15 protein-coding genes are annotated in these 15,137 nt (G+C 49.4%); 1 reads left to right on the top strand and 14 read right to left on the bottom strand.

Annotation, left to right across the window (positions count from 1 at the left end; all coding sequences use genetic code 11):
• Positions 1-47 precede the first annotated feature (47 nt).
• From AC5JMP_RS16010 to AC5JMP_RS16030, 5 genes are all read right to left on the bottom strand, one after another.
• Positions 48-458, bottom strand: a complete 411-nt coding sequence (locus AC5JMP_RS16010; protein ID WP_495852483.1) for an AAA-like domain-containing protein — start codon at positions 456-458, stop codon at positions 48-50.
• A complete protein-coding gene (locus tag AC5JMP_RS16015) occupies positions 451-2,547 on the bottom strand; it encodes an AAA-like domain-containing protein (protein ID WP_495852484.1) in 2,097 nt (698 codons plus the stop codon). The genes AC5JMP_RS16010 and AC5JMP_RS16015 overlap by 8 nt, the downstream gene beginning before the upstream one ends.
• Before the next feature lie 88 nt (positions 2,548-2,635).
• On the bottom strand, positions 2,636-2,848 hold the full coding sequence (locus AC5JMP_RS16020) for a hypothetical protein (protein WP_495852485.1): 213 nt from the start codon (positions 2,846-2,848) through the stop codon (positions 2,636-2,638).
• A gap of 111 nt (positions 2,849-2,959) precedes the next feature.
• The gene (locus tag AC5JMP_RS16025) at positions 2,960-3,271 is read right to left on the bottom strand and encodes a helix-turn-helix domain-containing protein (protein WP_495852486.1); all 312 of its coding nucleotides are present in this window, start codon (positions 3,269-3,271) and stop codon (positions 2,960-2,962) included.
• Complete coding sequence (locus AC5JMP_RS16030; protein WP_495852487.1) at positions 3,268-3,870, bottom strand: hypothetical protein; 603 nt, start codon at positions 3,868-3,870, stop codon at positions 3,268-3,270. Before AC5JMP_RS16030 ends, AC5JMP_RS16025 begins: the two co-directional genes overlap by 4 nt.
• 448 nt (positions 3,871-4,318) lie before the next feature.
• On the opposite strand from AC5JMP_RS16030, the gene AC5JMP_RS16035 reads away from it, so the two are divergent.
• A complete protein-coding gene (locus AC5JMP_RS16035) occupies positions 4,319-4,489 on the top strand; it encodes a hypothetical protein (protein ID WP_495852488.1) in 171 nt (56 codons plus the stop codon).
• A 155-nt stretch (positions 4,490-4,644) separates the two neighbouring features.
• Here AC5JMP_RS16035 and AC5JMP_RS16040 read toward each other — a convergent pair whose 3' ends face one another.
• From AC5JMP_RS16040 to AC5JMP_RS16080, 9 genes are all read right to left on the bottom strand, one after another.
• Complete coding sequence (locus AC5JMP_RS16040) at positions 4,645-4,971, bottom strand: M48 metallopeptidase family protein (protein WP_495852489.1); 327 nt, start codon at positions 4,969-4,971, stop codon at positions 4,645-4,647.
• A 7-nt stretch (positions 4,972-4,978) separates the two neighbouring features.
• The gene (locus AC5JMP_RS16045) at positions 4,979-7,930 is read right to left on the bottom strand and encodes a type I restriction endonuclease subunit R (protein ID WP_495852490.1); all 2,952 of its coding nucleotides are present in this window, start codon (positions 7,928-7,930) and stop codon (positions 4,979-4,981) included.
• Position 7,931: 1 nt separating this feature from the next.
• Complete coding sequence (locus tag AC5JMP_RS16050) at positions 7,932-9,731, bottom strand: GmrSD restriction endonuclease domain-containing protein (protein ID WP_495852491.1); 1,800 nt, start codon at positions 9,729-9,731, stop codon at positions 7,932-7,934.
• 117 nt (positions 9,732-9,848) lie between these two features.
• Entirely contained in the window at positions 9,849-10,262 is a 414-nt protein-coding gene (locus tag AC5JMP_RS16055; protein ID WP_495852492.1) for a hypothetical protein, read from the bottom strand.
• A 6-nt stretch (positions 10,263-10,268) separates the two neighbouring features.
• Positions 10,269-10,733 carry a hypothetical protein gene (locus AC5JMP_RS16060; protein WP_495852493.1) on the bottom strand — a complete coding sequence of 155 codons (465 nt, stop codon included), beginning with the start codon at positions 10,731-10,733 and terminating at the stop codon, positions 10,269-10,271.
• Complete coding sequence (locus tag AC5JMP_RS16065; protein WP_495852494.1) at positions 10,730-11,518, bottom strand: TIGR04255 family protein; 789 nt, start codon at positions 11,516-11,518, stop codon at positions 10,730-10,732. The genes AC5JMP_RS16060 and AC5JMP_RS16065 overlap by 4 nt, the downstream gene beginning before the upstream one ends.
• A gap of 37 nt (positions 11,519-11,555) precedes the next feature.
• Positions 11,556-12,860: a restriction endonuclease subunit S gene (locus AC5JMP_RS16070; RefSeq protein ID WP_495852495.1), complete on the bottom strand. Its 1,305-nt coding sequence runs from the start codon at positions 12,858-12,860 to the stop codon at positions 11,556-11,558.
• Positions 12,857-14,458 (bottom strand): type I restriction-modification system subunit M, encoded by a 1,602-nt coding sequence (locus AC5JMP_RS16075; protein WP_495852496.1) that lies wholly within the window; start codon positions 14,456-14,458, stop codon positions 12,857-12,859. The genes AC5JMP_RS16070 and AC5JMP_RS16075 overlap by 4 nt, the downstream gene beginning before the upstream one ends.
• A gap of 159 nt (positions 14,459-14,617) precedes the next feature.
• Positions 14,618-15,082 (bottom strand): MerR family transcriptional regulator, encoded by a 465-nt coding sequence (locus AC5JMP_RS16080; RefSeq protein ID WP_495852497.1) that lies wholly within the window; start codon positions 15,080-15,082, stop codon positions 14,618-14,620.
• Positions 15,083-15,137: the final 55 nt, after the last annotated feature.

The following is a 15,137-nucleotide window of genomic DNA, read 5'->3' on the forward strand; positions in this document are numbered from 1 at the left end:
TGCGTTGATGCTGCCTTTAAAGAGTGTCCTAACGTATGTGCGTAGCGCTATACCTGCTGAAAAAACTGCGTCAGCCGTTGCGTTACTCCCAGATGACTCTGCGCTTCCCACCACTCTGCAATACCCGAAGTTAACTCTAGCTGCTCGGCGACTAGCGCCAGCACCCCCCGATACCACTCTGCCGCACTCACCTGCGTCCCCACCTGCGTCAGGTCAATAATCACCACCCGACTGCCATCTTCAATCAACTGCTCCGCCGTCCGAATCATCAGACTCGACTTGCCCATTTGCCGAGGCGTCAGCACATAGGCAAACGTCGATTCCCGACAGAGTCGCAGCAGTTCGCCATCCGCCTCTCGCGGAATATACAGCCCGCGCTCGTTTGCCTGAACCGTGCCCCCCACCGTGTAGACAGAAGGATTAGCCCCAGAAGGATTAGCCTCAAAAGCATCAACCATGCAACCGCTCCCGAAAATACTCTGCATAGAGCCGACAGCGCGGCAACACCACTTGGCTATCTCGGTACACCAAACCCGCCGCACTCAGCAACCGCAAAACGCGCTGATCGACACAGGTCTGCTGCCCAATCACCTGCCTCAACCCAGCAATCAGATCCTGGCGATCGTTAATCCGAAACAAATGATAGCGAAGATGATCGCCAAAGGGACCGCGATCGTCGATCGCCCGTGCAAACAACTCCGTCACGGTCAACTGTGCACTCGCCACCAAATACAATGCCTTCCGCACCAGATACGGATGCCCACTCAACCAGTCCATGAGCTGCTGTGCTTGGCTATCGGTGAAGCAATCGCCATGCTTCCGATTCAACTCCGCAATCTGCTCCAGCGTAAAATCCGCCAGCGTAATTACTTCCCCTACATTGAACGGCGACTGGTTCAAATTTGCAATCAGATGATACGGCTCCGTCGCCGTCACCAAGGCCAGATCCAAATTCTTCCAAACCTTCGCCATCGGCAGTGCCCGCTTGTTATGCCAGCTCCGCAGCATACTGAAAAAGTCAGAGCCAAATGTCGTATCAAACATGCGATCGACTTCATCCATCGCCAGTAGCAGTGGTGTTTGCAACTGTTTCAGCACGTACTGGAGATAGTCCGTACAGCGTTGCACATTGCTGACCTGCCGCTGCCAATACTCCTCCACCCGATTCTCCAACTCCAACTGATTCGTCACTTCATGACAGAACTGCCGGAAAAACGTATCCGCATCCGCTAACGTCGGCTGATCCAAAAGCTGAAAATCTAGAAACACCACCTGTTTCTCAGATCGCATCGCCGCATCGATAATCCTGATTAGCAGAGAACTCTTGCCCATCTGCCGAGGTGCTTTAATCGTGATGGTCACCCCCTTACGCAGAATCGCCGTCAGCGCTGTACTATCACCCGATCGCACCACATAAAACTGCGATTCCGCATCCATTGTCCCTTCTGGCGATTCCATCTGAGCCGCAGGAAACGGGAATCCCTGCTCCACCAGATCAACAGCATCCGTTAGCTCCCGCTTCGATGCATCAGTGCCGATCGACAGTGGTTGACCCGCGATCGCCTGCCGCAACTCCTCGACTAGGCGATCGGTATCCGCCGGACTATCCCAAAACGCCCAGTTGATCCCATTCAAATACTCACTCAGCGGATAGGCAAACGGGTCGCGATAGCCTATCCGGATTGGCAAAATCATCGGCTTTTCCTGCGATTTAGAGCGCTGATGTGCCATCTCAATTTCTGCCCGCACCATCTCGCTATGCACTGACTTTGCCGACAGCAACGTAATCAAAAAATCCGACTGGCAAATCTCTGTCTCAATTCGCTCTGCCCATCGAGTTCCTACTGGCATCGTTTGGTCAATGAACACGTCATGGTCTTGGCTCAACGATCGAAAAATCTCTAAAGCAACCTGTTCATCTGGCTCAACCCCACGCTTATAGCTGATGAAAATCCGCGATCGCTCCTTGCTAATGCCTTCAATCAAAATCGGAGTTTGATCCTCCGCAATTCCCTGCAACTGCATCACATTACAGCCCAAACGGAAGGCAAATCCAACCTTCTCTCCAGCCCCCAGCGCATCATAAAAACTGACCGCAAACTCAATTGCGGCTCTGTCACCAATGGATTGGTTCATGCCAATCACTGAATTAATGTGTTGGGCAATCGCCTGCGCCTGAACTTCCGAGTAACAGGCATTTAGCAATACACAGTCAACCTGTCCAGCAAATAGTTCAAACAAACTGGCTAACGCTGCCGTGCTGACAAGTTTCGGCTTGCCGCTTTCATCCTCCAGTACCAGTCCCTTTTCGCCTTGTCCATGTCCACAGAAATGAACCACTTGGGGCTTTTCATCTAGCATCGCCCGCTGCACATCTCTCGGACGAGCCGCAGATTTGTACTTCACCACAAACCTATCGCGATGACGTGATCGCCGCAGCCCTTCTTCAATTTCACGCACTTCCTCATCTATTCGTAGCGGTGCAGTTCCCTTGGGATTTGCCGCTAGGATAAGGATCTTTGTGACATGTTGGGGTTCATCAGTCATGAAGGCTGCAATCTACCAGGACAGATTGACCTGACTTTACCCCAAATTCTCTTGAGTAAGGGCAAATGTTCTAAGTAATTTAATCAGACTATTGAAGTGGCTTTCTTTCACTAGCTGATTCCAGAGGTTCAATAGCCACATCAAAAATGATTTCACACTCGATCATTGGCTCAAGTTGACGGAGAGTTCGCAGATGCGCTTCAGCATCATTGCGACGCCGGAAACGGCAGACAACCAAGCGTTGCATCTTAGGTAGGAGCCGGATAATGCACCAGGGATGTAAGCGATCGTGATAGGTCATAGTTCTCTCCTGTGGATGTGTGGATAGATTCAAACGCAAACAATGAAAGCCACCTTAGCGAGTAGGTGGCTTGCGAAAAAATAGCGCGGCGCTATTGACTTTTTTAAGAATCTAAATGCGTTTATCTTCCAGGTCAGAAAAACACAAGACATCCCTGAGCGGTTCAGGAATTTGCTCAAAATGTTCCAGCAAAAAATCCATTAGAGCCAAATGCCGCAAATCTGCTGTGGCTGGACGACGATAGCTGCTGCCTCGTCGAAACCAGCAATGCACAGTGGAGACCGATCGAGAACAGATGGCAGCGATCGCCTCCTGATTCACTTGCCATTTGGCATAGAACTGCTGGGGTGTCATCCCAAGCTGGCAATAGCTGTAAAGTTCGATCAGGTCTTGTTCTCGTTGAGTTAGAGGACGAGGGTTCATAGAGCATCCTCCGTTTCTAGCAGTTCAAGGTCGCTTTCCCAAGCAGTGTCAGCAGTGACCCAAGCTGAGCTAGGAGAATCTGGATCAAGCCAGATCAGGTAACACCACGCCCAACGGCAGCAGTGAGGCGCAAAGCTGTAGAATCTGCCGATCGCAATTCCCCAATCGGTTGCTTGACCATTGGAAATCCAGCGCAGGCGATCGCCATACAGAAAACGAGGCATTTCTACGTCAGGAAACTTAGAGGGTAAGTCCAACGCTGGCTGAGATAATGCCAAGCTAGAGAGACGGTTGGATGCATCAAATTTACTGTGACGCATCGCTTCTACATAGCGGACGAAGAGTTGAGCGTCGAGATGGGCAGTTAAGGCTTGGATGAGGATAGCAGCGAGAGTTTCTGCTTCCTGCTCTTCCAAGGCAACCCATGCCCCATTGGAATCGTCGCGATCTTTCAGGTGATGTAGTAGTTGAGTGACCGCAAAATCATGTAAGGCTTGCTGGTAGCCTTTTTGATATAGCTCTGTGGGCGAAGATTTAGGTAGGCTACACAGCTCATTAGAGTTGCCCGCTGGCGCATCTGAAATTAGATCCTTTGGCATACGATTGAAGTAGCTCCTATGTGATGGGAGTGAGTGCCAGACCCAGTGCCGTCCAAAGCTGTGGGTCTGGCATTTAATTTATTCAGCCAACGAACATTTTCGTAAAGCCCATAACATAGGCATTTAGTTAATGCGCGTATACTGAATATTCAAGATTATAGAACATGCGCGTTAACTGAGGAAAAAGTAATGATGATAGGATAATTCCGAGAAGACGCGCATAAACTCAGGACAGCTATGCCGAAGGGGAAAAAGCGGACGAAGGGAGAACCCGTCTATCACGACGAACTCAAGAAAAGCCTCAATCTGACAGTTACTCCCACTGGGGCGCAAGGATTAGAAAAGTTGGCTGAAGAGCTAGGGCTTCACTCTAAGAGTGAACTGGTAGATAAAATTGGGCGTCGGTTGCTTTCGGTATCTCCTATGGCGTTCACCGAGGAGGATAGGCATGAGATATCCAAAAGTTCTCAACCAGCAAATTGCCCTTGCTAGAAACGAGTTAGCAGGGCAGGGAGTTTATGAAGGGAGAAATGCGGAAGGCGATCGTCGTCAGGAGCTAGAACGGCAGATTGAAATCTGGGAAGTTTTGCAGACAAAGTTAGCCGAGTATTCCGACTGAGTAAATGTGAAGTTCAGCTAGGGTGATAGTCTGCTGCTATCTCTTGAAGAAATGCTGTTCACGGCAGTCGATCGCCGCTTTGCCGCGCATAATTCTGATGCCCCTAAACGAGTTCTTGCTCTTCGCAATTGGTGGCCATCTGAGAGTCAATACATTCAAGATTGCGACTGGCTGGCGATCTTAGACAAGGCAGCTTCATGCTGTTCGTAGTCGCCCAGGTAAGCCATCATAAGGGCTTTCCAGACTTTGCCGTGATTCGGTGCGCGGAAGTGGAGAAGTTCGTGGACAATGACGTAATCCTGGAGGTCGGGCTGGAGGTCTAGTAAGGCGTTGTCAAAATTAAGGCGGCCATTGGTGGAACAGGACGCCCACTTATTTTTCATGGGACGAATTGAGATCGAAGCAACGCGAATATCCAGCTTTTCGGCCCATTCCTGGACGCGCCGCTTGAAGTTGGTTTTACCTTTTGAGGCAACGGTCATAGATGCTCTAGTTGAGTTTCGCCAGTAAGGTGAAGAGTTTTTCTACTATATCAGCGACTTTGTCTTCGTTGTCTTCTTCAGCAAAAATCGCAAAGGTGGCTTCCTGGCGAACTTGACGGAGATCTTTTTCGCTGCGTTGCCAATTTGGGAAGTCAATAAATGCCTGCCCGATTTGCTTGCTGACTTCATCGGTGTTAGGGACATTTTCATCAAGTAGCGTGCGGTAGACAAAGTAGGTCAGAGCGTTAAACCCTTTCTCAGCTTGTTCCTTCTTATGGCGTTCGTGCTCTTCGATCGCTTGGCAGAGATCAGTCAAGGCTGCTTGAGTTGTGGTTTGTCGCTCTTCATAGATTTCCTGAATCGCTTTGGCTCGCGCAGACAGCAAGATCAGGGTAGGATCGTCGCTCTCTTCGTCGGCTTTCTTTTCAATGCTTTTGATCAGGTTAATGACTTTTGTAGCTGCGCCTTTGTCTTGCTGGCTAATGGTTTCGATCGTTTGGGCATTGATTTCAATAAAATCTGTGACGTTTGGAATATCAGTGCTATCGATATGAGCCTGGACGAGGGCGTTAGTTTTGCGTTGGAATTCGCGATCGAGGTTGATGCGCTTGGTGTAAGCTTGGCGGACGACATCATAGATCGATGAAAGGGTAGCGTAGTCGTCCAAGTAGGGACGCAGAAAGGCATCGGGGGAGATGATTTCGTAGAGCATCTCGATCTCTTTGTATTCTTTGAAGAACGCTTTGCGACGGTCTGGGTCGCGGAAGTGCTCAAATAGGATATTGAGATCGCGATCGTCAAAATTGTGTTCAAGTAACTGGATATAGGGAGGAGCTTTTTCCTCCATCTTGATCTTGAAGAGGGCTTTCAGTAGTTTGATATCTTTGAGAACAGCCTCAATTTCTTTGCTGTCAAAGGCAAGAGCTTTCGACAGTCGTTTGAAAATGCCCACGTAGTCAAGTACAAAGCCGTGGGGTTTGACCATTTCCTGTGCTTCGTTTTCGTAGGGGCGATTGACGCGCATAATCGCCTGGAGCAGGGTGTGATCGCGCAAGGGCTTGTCAAGGTACATAGCATAGAGGATCGGGGCATCGAAACCTGTCAAGAGCTTCTCGGTCACGATCAGAATTTTGGGGAATTCGCCAGGTTTAGTAAAGCTTTTGCGGATTTGCTTTTCGCGTCTGGGGTCTAAATGAAAGCGTTTGAGGCGTTCGTTATCGTTGTGGTTGCCCGTGTAGACAATCTCGGAATATTCAGGGGGTAGGAGCTGGTCGAGGGCGTCTTTGTAGTAGGTGCAGGCTTCGCGATCGACTGCGACAAGAAAGGCTTTATAACCCAGAGGTTCAACATTTTGGGTGTAGTGTTCAACGACAGCCTTAGCTACTTTTTCAATGCGCTTTTCGGCTTTGAGGAAGTTCTTGAGGTTGACGGCTCGATCGAGGATTTTGTTGAGTTCGTCGATGTCGGAAATGCCTTCAGTTTCAGCTAGGGAGAGGAATTCTTGCTCTAGGACTTCGGCAGGAACCAGAAGCTGGTTGGGGGCAAGATTGTAGTAGAGGGGCAGCGTAGTTTGGTCTTCAATGCTGTCGCGCATGGAGTATTTGTGCAAATACCCTGGCTCGTCAATGGCGGCACCCTCTGCGTCCATATTGAAGGTTTTGAAGGTGCCTTTACCGTGGGCGGTTCTGTCGATCGGGGTGCCCGTGAAGCCGATGAAGGTCGCATTTTTGACGGCAGCCATTAAGAAGTTGCCCAAGTCGCCGCCCGTGCTGCGGTGGGCTTCGTCGATCAGAACGTAGATGCTAGAGCGAGGATTGATGTCGGGCTTCATGCCTCGGAATTTTTGGACGGTGGAGACGATGATGCCGCGATAGTCGTTTTCTAGCAGCTTCTCCAGCGCTTTGATCGTATTAGCGTGCTCTACATTTTCTAACCCCAGGGCTGCCAGGTTCTTCAGCATCTGATCTTCGAGTTCGTTGCGATCGATCATCAGCAAGATCGTGGGTTTATCGCCTGCGTTAGCCTTGAACAACATTTCAGCGGACTTGATCATGGTGTAGGTTTTACCGCTGCCCTGGGTATGCCAAACGAGTCCACGAGTCTTTTGAGGATCGAGTGCTCTATCCAGTACTTTTTCGATTGCCGTAGTTTGGTGCTGTTTGAGAATGTATTTGTTAAGGTCTTCGTCTTTTTCGGCAAAAACGATGTAGTTTTTCAGCAGCCCTAACAGGTTGGGAATATCGCAGAAGGTTTTGACTTTGGCTTCCAGGTTGCCGATCTGTTCGCTTTTCCAATTAAAAATGTTGCGCCGTACCATGTTCCAGGTGACGCCGTAGGCAAAGCCGATCGCCTCGGTGGCGGTGAAGAGCTGATAGGGGACAAGTAGCTCAGGGGTTTCGTTGTGGTAGCGGCGGAGCTGGTCAATGCCAATCGCGATTGCTTCCTCTTTATTGGCGTTTTTGCATTCGATTACCAGAATGGGGATGCCGTTGATCAGAAAGACGACATCGGCTCGATTGCCGTAATGCCCGTTATGGAAATAGAACTCTTCGGTGACTTCATAGCGGTTGCGCCGCTGGTCTGGGGATGCGGTGAGGTCGCCGTAGTCAATCAGGTTCAGATCTAGCTCTCGATTCTCTTCCACATAGAAAAATTTGCCTTCGTTGCGGAGATACGAGAGGAAGTTGCGGTTGCCATAGATGTCGGCTTTGAAGCTGCTGAGTTGAGCAATTAGGACTCCAGCCGTTTCGGTATAGTTGGGGTTAAAGGTTTTGACTTGCTGATAGAGCACGTCATCAAAAAACAGAGAAGCTGCTTTGCAAGCTTCTTGGGGAGAACCTTTGGTCGAGAAGCCCCGCCGTTGTTGGGCTTCGGCGCGGGGAACAAACGTCCAGCCAATCTCCTCAGCGTACTTGAGGAGGCGAGCTTGAACGGTCTTGTGTTCTCCGGGTTTAGGCATGTTATACCTCGCTGTACAGTTCCGATGGACTCAATTGCCGACCGTCTATTAACTTGTTCACTGCTGCCATGACTAGGTCAGCCCGTTTGCGTAGGAAGGCGTCAAAATCCTGCTTGAGCTTAGTAGTCTTTTCTTCATCGGAAAGATTTTCATAGCCGCCATTTGCCAGTTCTGGGATAGGGATGAGGTGAGCTTGAAGGCGTTCCTGTACGATCGCCTCAGAAGTCCAGGTATAGCGATCTTTGAGATATTTCAGAGGGTCTTTGCGCCCAATGGTGAGATTAGTGTTGTCTTTGATCAGCGCACAGTTTAGAGCCAAGAAGCTGGGAATCCCCGCTTCTTTAAGCAGCGCATCGGGATAGACATGGTGATAATGACGGGTTTCTATTGTTTTAGCATCTAGCCGCTCTCCCGTAGCGAAATCCAAAGCTCCCAGGCGACAGAGCACAGCGAGAACACCTCGACCCCGAATGGTGGCACGCTTGGGCCATTCAGCAGTGAGAATTTCCTCAACTTCGACCAGGTTATGGTTGGCAAAGATGGGGACATCATCAGTGCTGGAAGGAGTACCGTCTGCCTTAATTTGATTGGTAATAATTTTTTTGAGGGCGTTGAAATCCGCAAAGGCATGGGTGGCTGCTGAGTTTTCGTAGCGATCGGTAAAAAAGGCGCGCCAGAGATATTTTTTTAGCAGCAGTTCATCGCGACCGCGTTTATCGCCTGCATCAGGGATATTGGCATAGAGGGAGGCAATTACAGCCAGCACGGCATTGGTAGGGAGGCGCTGGGCGTCATAAATGCCCTCGTTGTTGAGGAACTCTGCCATGTGGTTGAGACCGCGCTCTAGGGTATCCCAGTGCTCCACCATGCGCTTCTTGTCCATATTCCAGGCACCCTTCTGGTTAGGTAAATCGTCCTGAAGTAAGGCAGAGGTGGTGAGAATTAGGTCAGAGAGGGGCGCGTAGCGGGCAATGTGGGGATGGCGTTGATGGAGTTTGGTTTCTAGGTCATGGAGCGATTGACCCATGACACTTTCGACTTCGGCAACGATGATGTCGTAGGTAGACAGAGGCTTGCTGTTGGTATTCATGTTGATGAATACGCTCAGAGCAACGGACTTGTCGGTATGGGCTGGGAGGGCAAGATAGGGCAGATTGTAGTTGGCAACACTGGCCCGCAGGTCTTTGATCTGGTCACTAACCTGTTGCCGCAACTCAAAATATCGTTGGAGTTCATCCATCGCGGAGTCGGGTGATGGCTTAGGTAAGGCTTTATTCAACCAGTCATCGATGTCGCTTTGAATGTCTTCAGGGCGCAAAAGGTGAGTGGGAATAAGACCCCGCTGCAAGCATTGATCAGGTTTATCGCACCAGAGGGGAAATCGTTCGCCAGTACTTTGCTTGATGTAGCGTCCCTTCCAATAAACGCTCAGATTGTCGCGGGATTTATCCTTAGCGTAGCTATCAAACGCCTGGATATAAATGAAATAGGCTGTCCATTCATAGTTATTGTGGAGTACGCGCCAGAGGGCTGTAAGGCGTTGCTGTCCGTCTAGCAAATGCTCATAAACCTTATTGTGTGTTTCTGGGGCAGTTTTAAGATAGCGAGAGATAAATTTTTCTGATTCACCCACTTCGAGGATGAGGGTAATGCCCAGAGGTAAGTTTTGGATGACCGTCTGGATGAGGCTGGCAATCCGCTGCTGATCCCAGGCTTCAAACCGCTGGAAACGGGGCAGCTTGACTTCACCTCGCTGAACCTTACCGTACCAATCTCGGATATTGCGATTACGAGCTTCCACTATCATTTCCTCGGCTACGGTTGCGATGTACTACTTTTTGGATAAGCTGTCTGACGCTCCAGATTAGAAGCGTTGCACTCTCCAGATAAGCTAGCTTTCCCCGTTTTACTCTCCAAATTAGAAAGGCGTTGAAGGTGGAGGGATGAGTTTAGTAGCAGATGCAGCCAGTTTGAGGGCGATCGCTTTCTGGTCTTCTTTCGCAGTCGGCCACCCTTCAATATCGGCGTGATTGGGGTTATCAGGAAAGGGTTGGGCTGTCACTCGCAGGGAGTCTACCAGGCAATTCTTAGCCGGAATATCCGATCGTCCGTGAAGGATTCTCTGTTGTTGCGTTGCTACGTTGACCCCTGCCTGCCAAATTTCTGCTTCTGTTGCGTCGCGATGGCGGGTGACGGACAGCTCTTGGTAAGGATGGGGGATGAACAGGTTGGGCTTTATGGTGCGATCGCTCCGAAAATGACCATTCTGCATCACGTAGCGGGCGAGTAACTCGGTCTCCTCAACAGGGGGAATATTCTCTGGATCGAGCATGAACTTCTAATTCTTGGATAGAGCAACTTCCTGAATTAAGCTGAGAAGCCTTTTGGGAATTTCCCCTAGAAATGGCTCTGAGCCACGCGGGTCGCTGTTTCCCAAAAGAGCCGCGTAATAAAGGACACCTTCGGGGCTGACGCTGACTGAGATTGTCCAGTGGGGATCGCGATACCAGTCTAGAGTCAAGTGACCATCTGGTTCTGCCCCTACAGAAGGTAAAGGAAACCCCAAAGGCAGAGCCTGAATCACAGCGTAGGCGTAGTTCAGAGTTGATTCTTTCACTGGGAACGCATCATAACCATCCCAATTAGAGGTTTCACATTCTGCCCAAGTCGCTGCCAGCTCGTCAATAGCGGGTTGCTTGCTGAAGGCTGCGGTCTGCGCGAAGTACTGCTGATTGTTTTGACTGATTTTGTCGATGTACGCCGCAGTGGAACTATTGCCTCTAGACATGATGGTTGTGGTCATGGTGTGGCTCCAAATCGTGCTAGGGCAGTGTCAGTGATGCAGCTAAAGAAGACCTTATTTTTGAGCCAGCGCATTTCCTTCAATTGTTGAATCAGGGTGTCCTGATCTAATTGAAGCAGTTCAGTCGTAAAAACGTCGATATCAACAATTAGCGCCCGTCCATTAGCTGGGTCTGTCCCTTCAGGCTGAATGGTTCTGACCCAATTGATGTGATAGGGGTAGCCGGGAACCCGATAGGTATCCTGATGGAAAAAGGACTCTGTAGGAAGTTCTAGCCCTGATGGGGCGGGAGGGACGGTGTTTAGATAAAGGGATGGCTGTTCGCCATTATCCAGAGGAATGCGGTTGATGTAGCGCACGCCTAAGCGCTGAATGACGGTTGGCTCTGCTAATTCCAGGAAAATATGCCAAAACCGGAAGGCTTCGGTTTGGAAGCTTATCCATTCTTCGTAGGGTTCCAACCGACTGAAGGCAACTCCATTAAGGGTGAACTGTGCCACATGGCGATTCTGCTCATCCTGGAGGCGAAAACCGCTCCACTGTATCCGCTGAAAGACTTCAGAAGAACCATCAGGTGCGCCTACAGCACCAATCTGGACATCTTGCTGAGGCTGAAGGATGGGATAGTCTGGTAAACGCTGGGTCAGTTCTGCTTTGAGGGCTTCAGATTCTAGCTTTTTGCCAGCATGAGCCTGCCAGTGAATCACCGCCTCAATGCTGGGGGCGGCTTTCAGGCGAGGAAATTCCTCGTTGAGATTGAGGCTGAACTTGGGCAGCGGACTCATGGCGGTTGGCTAGGGTTCTGAGTATGGATTATATCTGTCAGCTTGATCCCTGGATAGAACCTTGTGGGGTGATATTTTCTAGGTCATCGAAGCCAGGGAGGTCGATGTCGTGAACGCGGATTTGAGCAGTCATGAGTTGGTGGAGAAGGGTTTGAAAGAGATCTTGTAATACATCTCGCTTGCTCGCGTGAACTTCAATCTTTTTGATAAGGCTTGCAATTATCCGAATAATTTCCTTTTGTTCATCAATTGAAGACGGTAGCGGAATTTTGAAGCTTCCTAAAAATCCTAAGTTCAAGTGAGATATATGCCCTTCCATTCCAGAACTTCGTAAACGCGAATACTGACTAAGCAAATAGTAGTAGAGAAATTCAGGAATTATGGAATTACGAGGAGTAATAGCACCAGCATTCTGCGTAATTGAAGCTGCTATATCTAGAAGGGCTACCTGCCCTCTAGTTTTACCTTGTCCATACATGGCAACTAAAACCGTACCTGGAGGAAATATTTTTAGATTGTACTTATCGACGGCTTCATCACTCACGAGAATTTCTGCTTGAGAAATTTTGGAATTAACGATTTGATTTGTTTTTATAAATGGATTATTGCCAACATAATAATCGGCGTTTTTTGTCGATGGAGTAGTACCAGTAGATAATTCACAACAAGAACTAAGTTCAACAACATCCCAACTTTCAGGAACCAGCCCGATCGCCGTCTCTTTCTGTTTCTCTCCGTGCAGTCCTTCGGTGAAAAGCTTGTGCATCAGGGCTTTTTTCAGCTCTGTGGTGGTCTGGATGAGTTGCTCTTGTTGGGCGATCGCCCTTTGCACCGTCGAAAGCACATAAGCAATTTTCTTCTGCTCGTTTAAAGGGGGAAGCAAAATCTCTAGGGCTTTTATTTGCGCCAGTGCCAGTTTTGGTTGTGCATTCTTTGACTTTCTGGCAGTAATATTTCTTTGAACTTCAGGACTGGCGAGGTAGTACACAAGAAATTCTCTGTCTACTTCTTCTGAGTAATTCAGAACTATTCTCGCAGCATTCTCTGTCAGATTTGCTCCATCTAAACATGCGGGAATTGCGCCTACTAATCCAATAGTTCCAGCGATCGAAATGTAAACGTCTTCTTTATTTATGATGTATCTACTGATCGGACTTTGAATCTCTGGTGTTAAGTATTTAAGATTTGATGTGTCAACTGAAAAATTCTTGAAGTCTGATACACGAATGTATGGAAAAGGAGTTGGCTTATCAGAGAATTTCTCTCCTTTCTCTAAGCGCTTTCCTCCCTTGACCGCCGCCAATTCATTAATTTGGCAAGAGTGCCATTCATTTCGATTCATAGCACTACCTTTTTAAGGATAGCCATAAGCTGTTTATCTACCTTGGCGGATTCTTGTTCAATTAGTTCTAGTTCAGAAATAATTTCCGAAAGTGGTCGAAAATCTTCTTCTTCTCTCGTATGGATATATCGACTCGGCGAAATATTATAGTCATTCTTCCGAATCTCCGCCCTGTCCACAATCTGACAAAACTTCTCCTCCTCCCGCCACTCCACAAACGTCCTGGCAATCCGCTCAATCCCCACATCCGGGATAAAGTTCTTCGGGTCGCCCTTCTCAAACACCAAACTGGCATTGATCAGCAACAGCTTATCCTTCTGAGCCTGCGGCTTGTCCCGATTCAAAAACAACAAAATTCCCGGCGCACTGGTGTTATAGAACAGGTTTTCCGGTAGGTAAATCACCCCTTCGATCCAATCCTGCTCCACAAAATACTTCCGCACATCTTTTTCCTTACTGGTGCCTGCATTCCCAGAGCCTCGTGACGCTGCGCCCGTATCCAACACCACTGCCGCCCGTCCCGTCCCATTCAAACTCGCGGCAATATGCTGCACCCAGCCCCAATCTGCCGAAGACTTGCCCGGAAAACCCGCCTCTTTGGGAAACCGATTCAGCTCATCCGCATCATAATCCGTCTCCGTAAACCAATCCTGATTCCACATCGGATTTGCCACCACCCGATCAAACTGTCGCACCCCACCTACCTGCCGAAACTTGGGCTTGCGGAACGAATCGCCAATCTCGATCTCTCCTTGCAGGTCGTGGATGATCATGTTCATATTCGCCATCGCCCAGGTATTGGGCGTGTACTCCTGCCCATAGAGCAACAGTGGCGCATACTGCTCCTTGCCCGCCAACTGCATCCGCCCCTCCAGCTCTAGCTGACACTTAATCAGCAGCCCCGCCGACCCACAGCACGGGTCAAAAATTTCCATCCCCGGCTCTGGCTGCATAATCTTCGCCATCACCAGCCCCACCTCCAGCGGCGTATAAAACTCCCCCGCCTTCTGTCCGCTATTTTCGGCAAACTTGCGAATCAGATACTCATAGCTGCGACCAATAATATCCGCCTCCACATCCTCCAACCCCAGCCGCTTCTCGCTGATTTTTTCAATCAGGTTGCTGAGGCGATCGTCATCCAGATCCCGCTGCCCGTGGGTGGTGGCATTGAAATCGACGCGATCGATAATCCCCTTTAGCAGGGTGTTTTCCTTGGCAATATCTTTCAGATAGGTGGTCAGCGTCTCCCCAATTTTGTCTGTAAGCTGACGAATCACCGACCATACAGGCTGCTCTGGATCTTCCGGCTGGAGTGGCAAATAGAAGCGCACCAGCTTCTTATCCGCCTTGACCATGCGGAACGCCTTTTCACGGGTCTTCACCTTCTTGGCGATCCGGTTCAGCTCATCGTCAAACACGTCACAGAGGCGCTTGACGAAAATCAACGGCAGAATGAAGTCCTTATATTTCGCGGCTTCCTGCGCCCCACGAATCGAGCAAGCCGCATCCCAGATCCACGACTCCATCGATTTTTCGGTGCCGCCATTAGCATCCGCTTTAGATTTGCCATTCCGGGTTTTCTTCTGGGTTGCAGTCATGCGATCGCGTTACAAGTAAACAACCAAAGTGTACTGAAAGAAGCTGCCTTAGCTCAGAAAATCAACCTCCTTGCTGAACGAAGGCATCGGCACTCAACTCTAGCAGTTCTATGTAGCAGTCACGCACTCCTTGTGTGCAGCCTTTGGCTCACCCCTTCGCTAGGCAGAGAGCGATCGCCTAAATTTCTTTAAGTTCTCAATCAATCGCGATCGCACCTTATCGCTTCTAAAAGGAACCACGGCTTGCTCCTGACAAAGGGCTGTAAACGCCGCTTTCTGATCAAACGCTGTTAGCTCCAACTGTTGCTGATTCGAACAGACTGATAGAAACATCAACTGTTTTACCTCTTTCGGTTTCACCGATGCTTCAAACAACCAAGGTTCGCTAGCTCTCAACGTCTCCAGCGCTTTGCAACAGAGTTCAAAATTTAGCCCGATCGACAGCAAATATTCCATCACCGTCAGCGCCAGCAGATCGGAGACAGCATAGTAAACGTTTCGCCCCTTGCCAGTCGCGTTAACTGTAGGTACTACAACCCCTCTCTCCCGCCAATACTGCAATTGCCGCCGAGAGCATCCAGTAATTTCGGCAGCTTCTGTACTTGTAAAGAACTTCTCTTCCATAAAGTCCATCGTACAAAAACCTGTCAAAAAACACATCTACCCTCTTGAAAACATT

It is taken from the genome of Drouetiella sp., assembly GCF_059504425.1.

What these genes read in the sequence shown, in the direction of transcription:
- AC5JMP_RS16010 (WP_495852483.1), bottom strand. Translation starts at nt 458, where the DNA reads ATGGTTGATGCTTTTGAGGCTAATCCTTCTGGGGCTAATCCTTCTGTC.
- AC5JMP_RS16015 (WP_495852484.1), bottom strand. Translation starts at nt 2,547, where the DNA reads ATGACTGATGAACCCCAACATGTCACAAAGATCCTTATCCTAGCGGCA.
- AC5JMP_RS16020 (WP_495852485.1), bottom strand. Translation starts at nt 2,848, where the DNA reads ATGACCTATCACGATCGCTTACATCCCTGGTGCATTATCCGGCTCCTA.
- AC5JMP_RS16025 (WP_495852486.1), bottom strand. Translation starts at nt 3,271, where the DNA reads ATGAACCCTCGTCCTCTAACTCAACGAGAACAAGACCTGATCGAACTT.
- AC5JMP_RS16030 (WP_495852487.1), bottom strand. Translation starts at nt 3,870, where the DNA reads ATGCCAAAGGATCTAATTTCAGATGCGCCAGCGGGCAACTCTAATGAG.
- AC5JMP_RS16035 (WP_495852488.1), top strand. Translation starts at nt 4,319, where the DNA reads ATGAGATATCCAAAAGTTCTCAACCAGCAAATTGCCCTTGCTAGAAAC.
- AC5JMP_RS16040 (WP_495852489.1), bottom strand. Translation starts at nt 4,971, where the DNA reads ATGACCGTTGCCTCAAAAGGTAAAACCAACTTCAAGCGGCGCGTCCAG.
- AC5JMP_RS16045 (WP_495852490.1), bottom strand. Translation starts at nt 7,930, where the DNA reads ATGCCTAAACCCGGAGAACACAAGACCGTTCAAGCTCGCCTCCTCAAG.
- AC5JMP_RS16055 (WP_495852492.1), bottom strand. Translation starts at nt 10,262, where the DNA reads ATGCTCGATCCAGAGAATATTCCCCCTGTTGAGGAGACCGAGTTACTC.
- AC5JMP_RS16060 (WP_495852493.1), bottom strand. Translation starts at nt 10,733, where the DNA reads ATGACCACAACCATCATGTCTAGAGGCAATAGTTCCACTGCGGCGTAC.
- AC5JMP_RS16065 (WP_495852494.1), bottom strand. Translation starts at nt 11,518, where the DNA reads ATGAGTCCGCTGCCCAAGTTCAGCCTCAATCTCAACGAGGAATTTCCT.
- AC5JMP_RS16070 (WP_495852495.1), bottom strand. Translation starts at nt 12,860, where the DNA reads ATGAATCGAAATGAATGGCACTCTTGCCAAATTAATGAATTGGCGGCG.
- AC5JMP_RS16075 (WP_495852496.1), bottom strand. Translation starts at nt 14,458, where the DNA reads ATGACTGCAACCCAGAAGAAAACCCGGAATGGCAAATCTAAAGCGGAT.
- AC5JMP_RS16080 (WP_495852497.1), bottom strand. Translation starts at nt 15,082, where the DNA reads ATGGAAGAGAAGTTCTTTACAAGTACAGAAGCTGCCGAAATTACTGGA.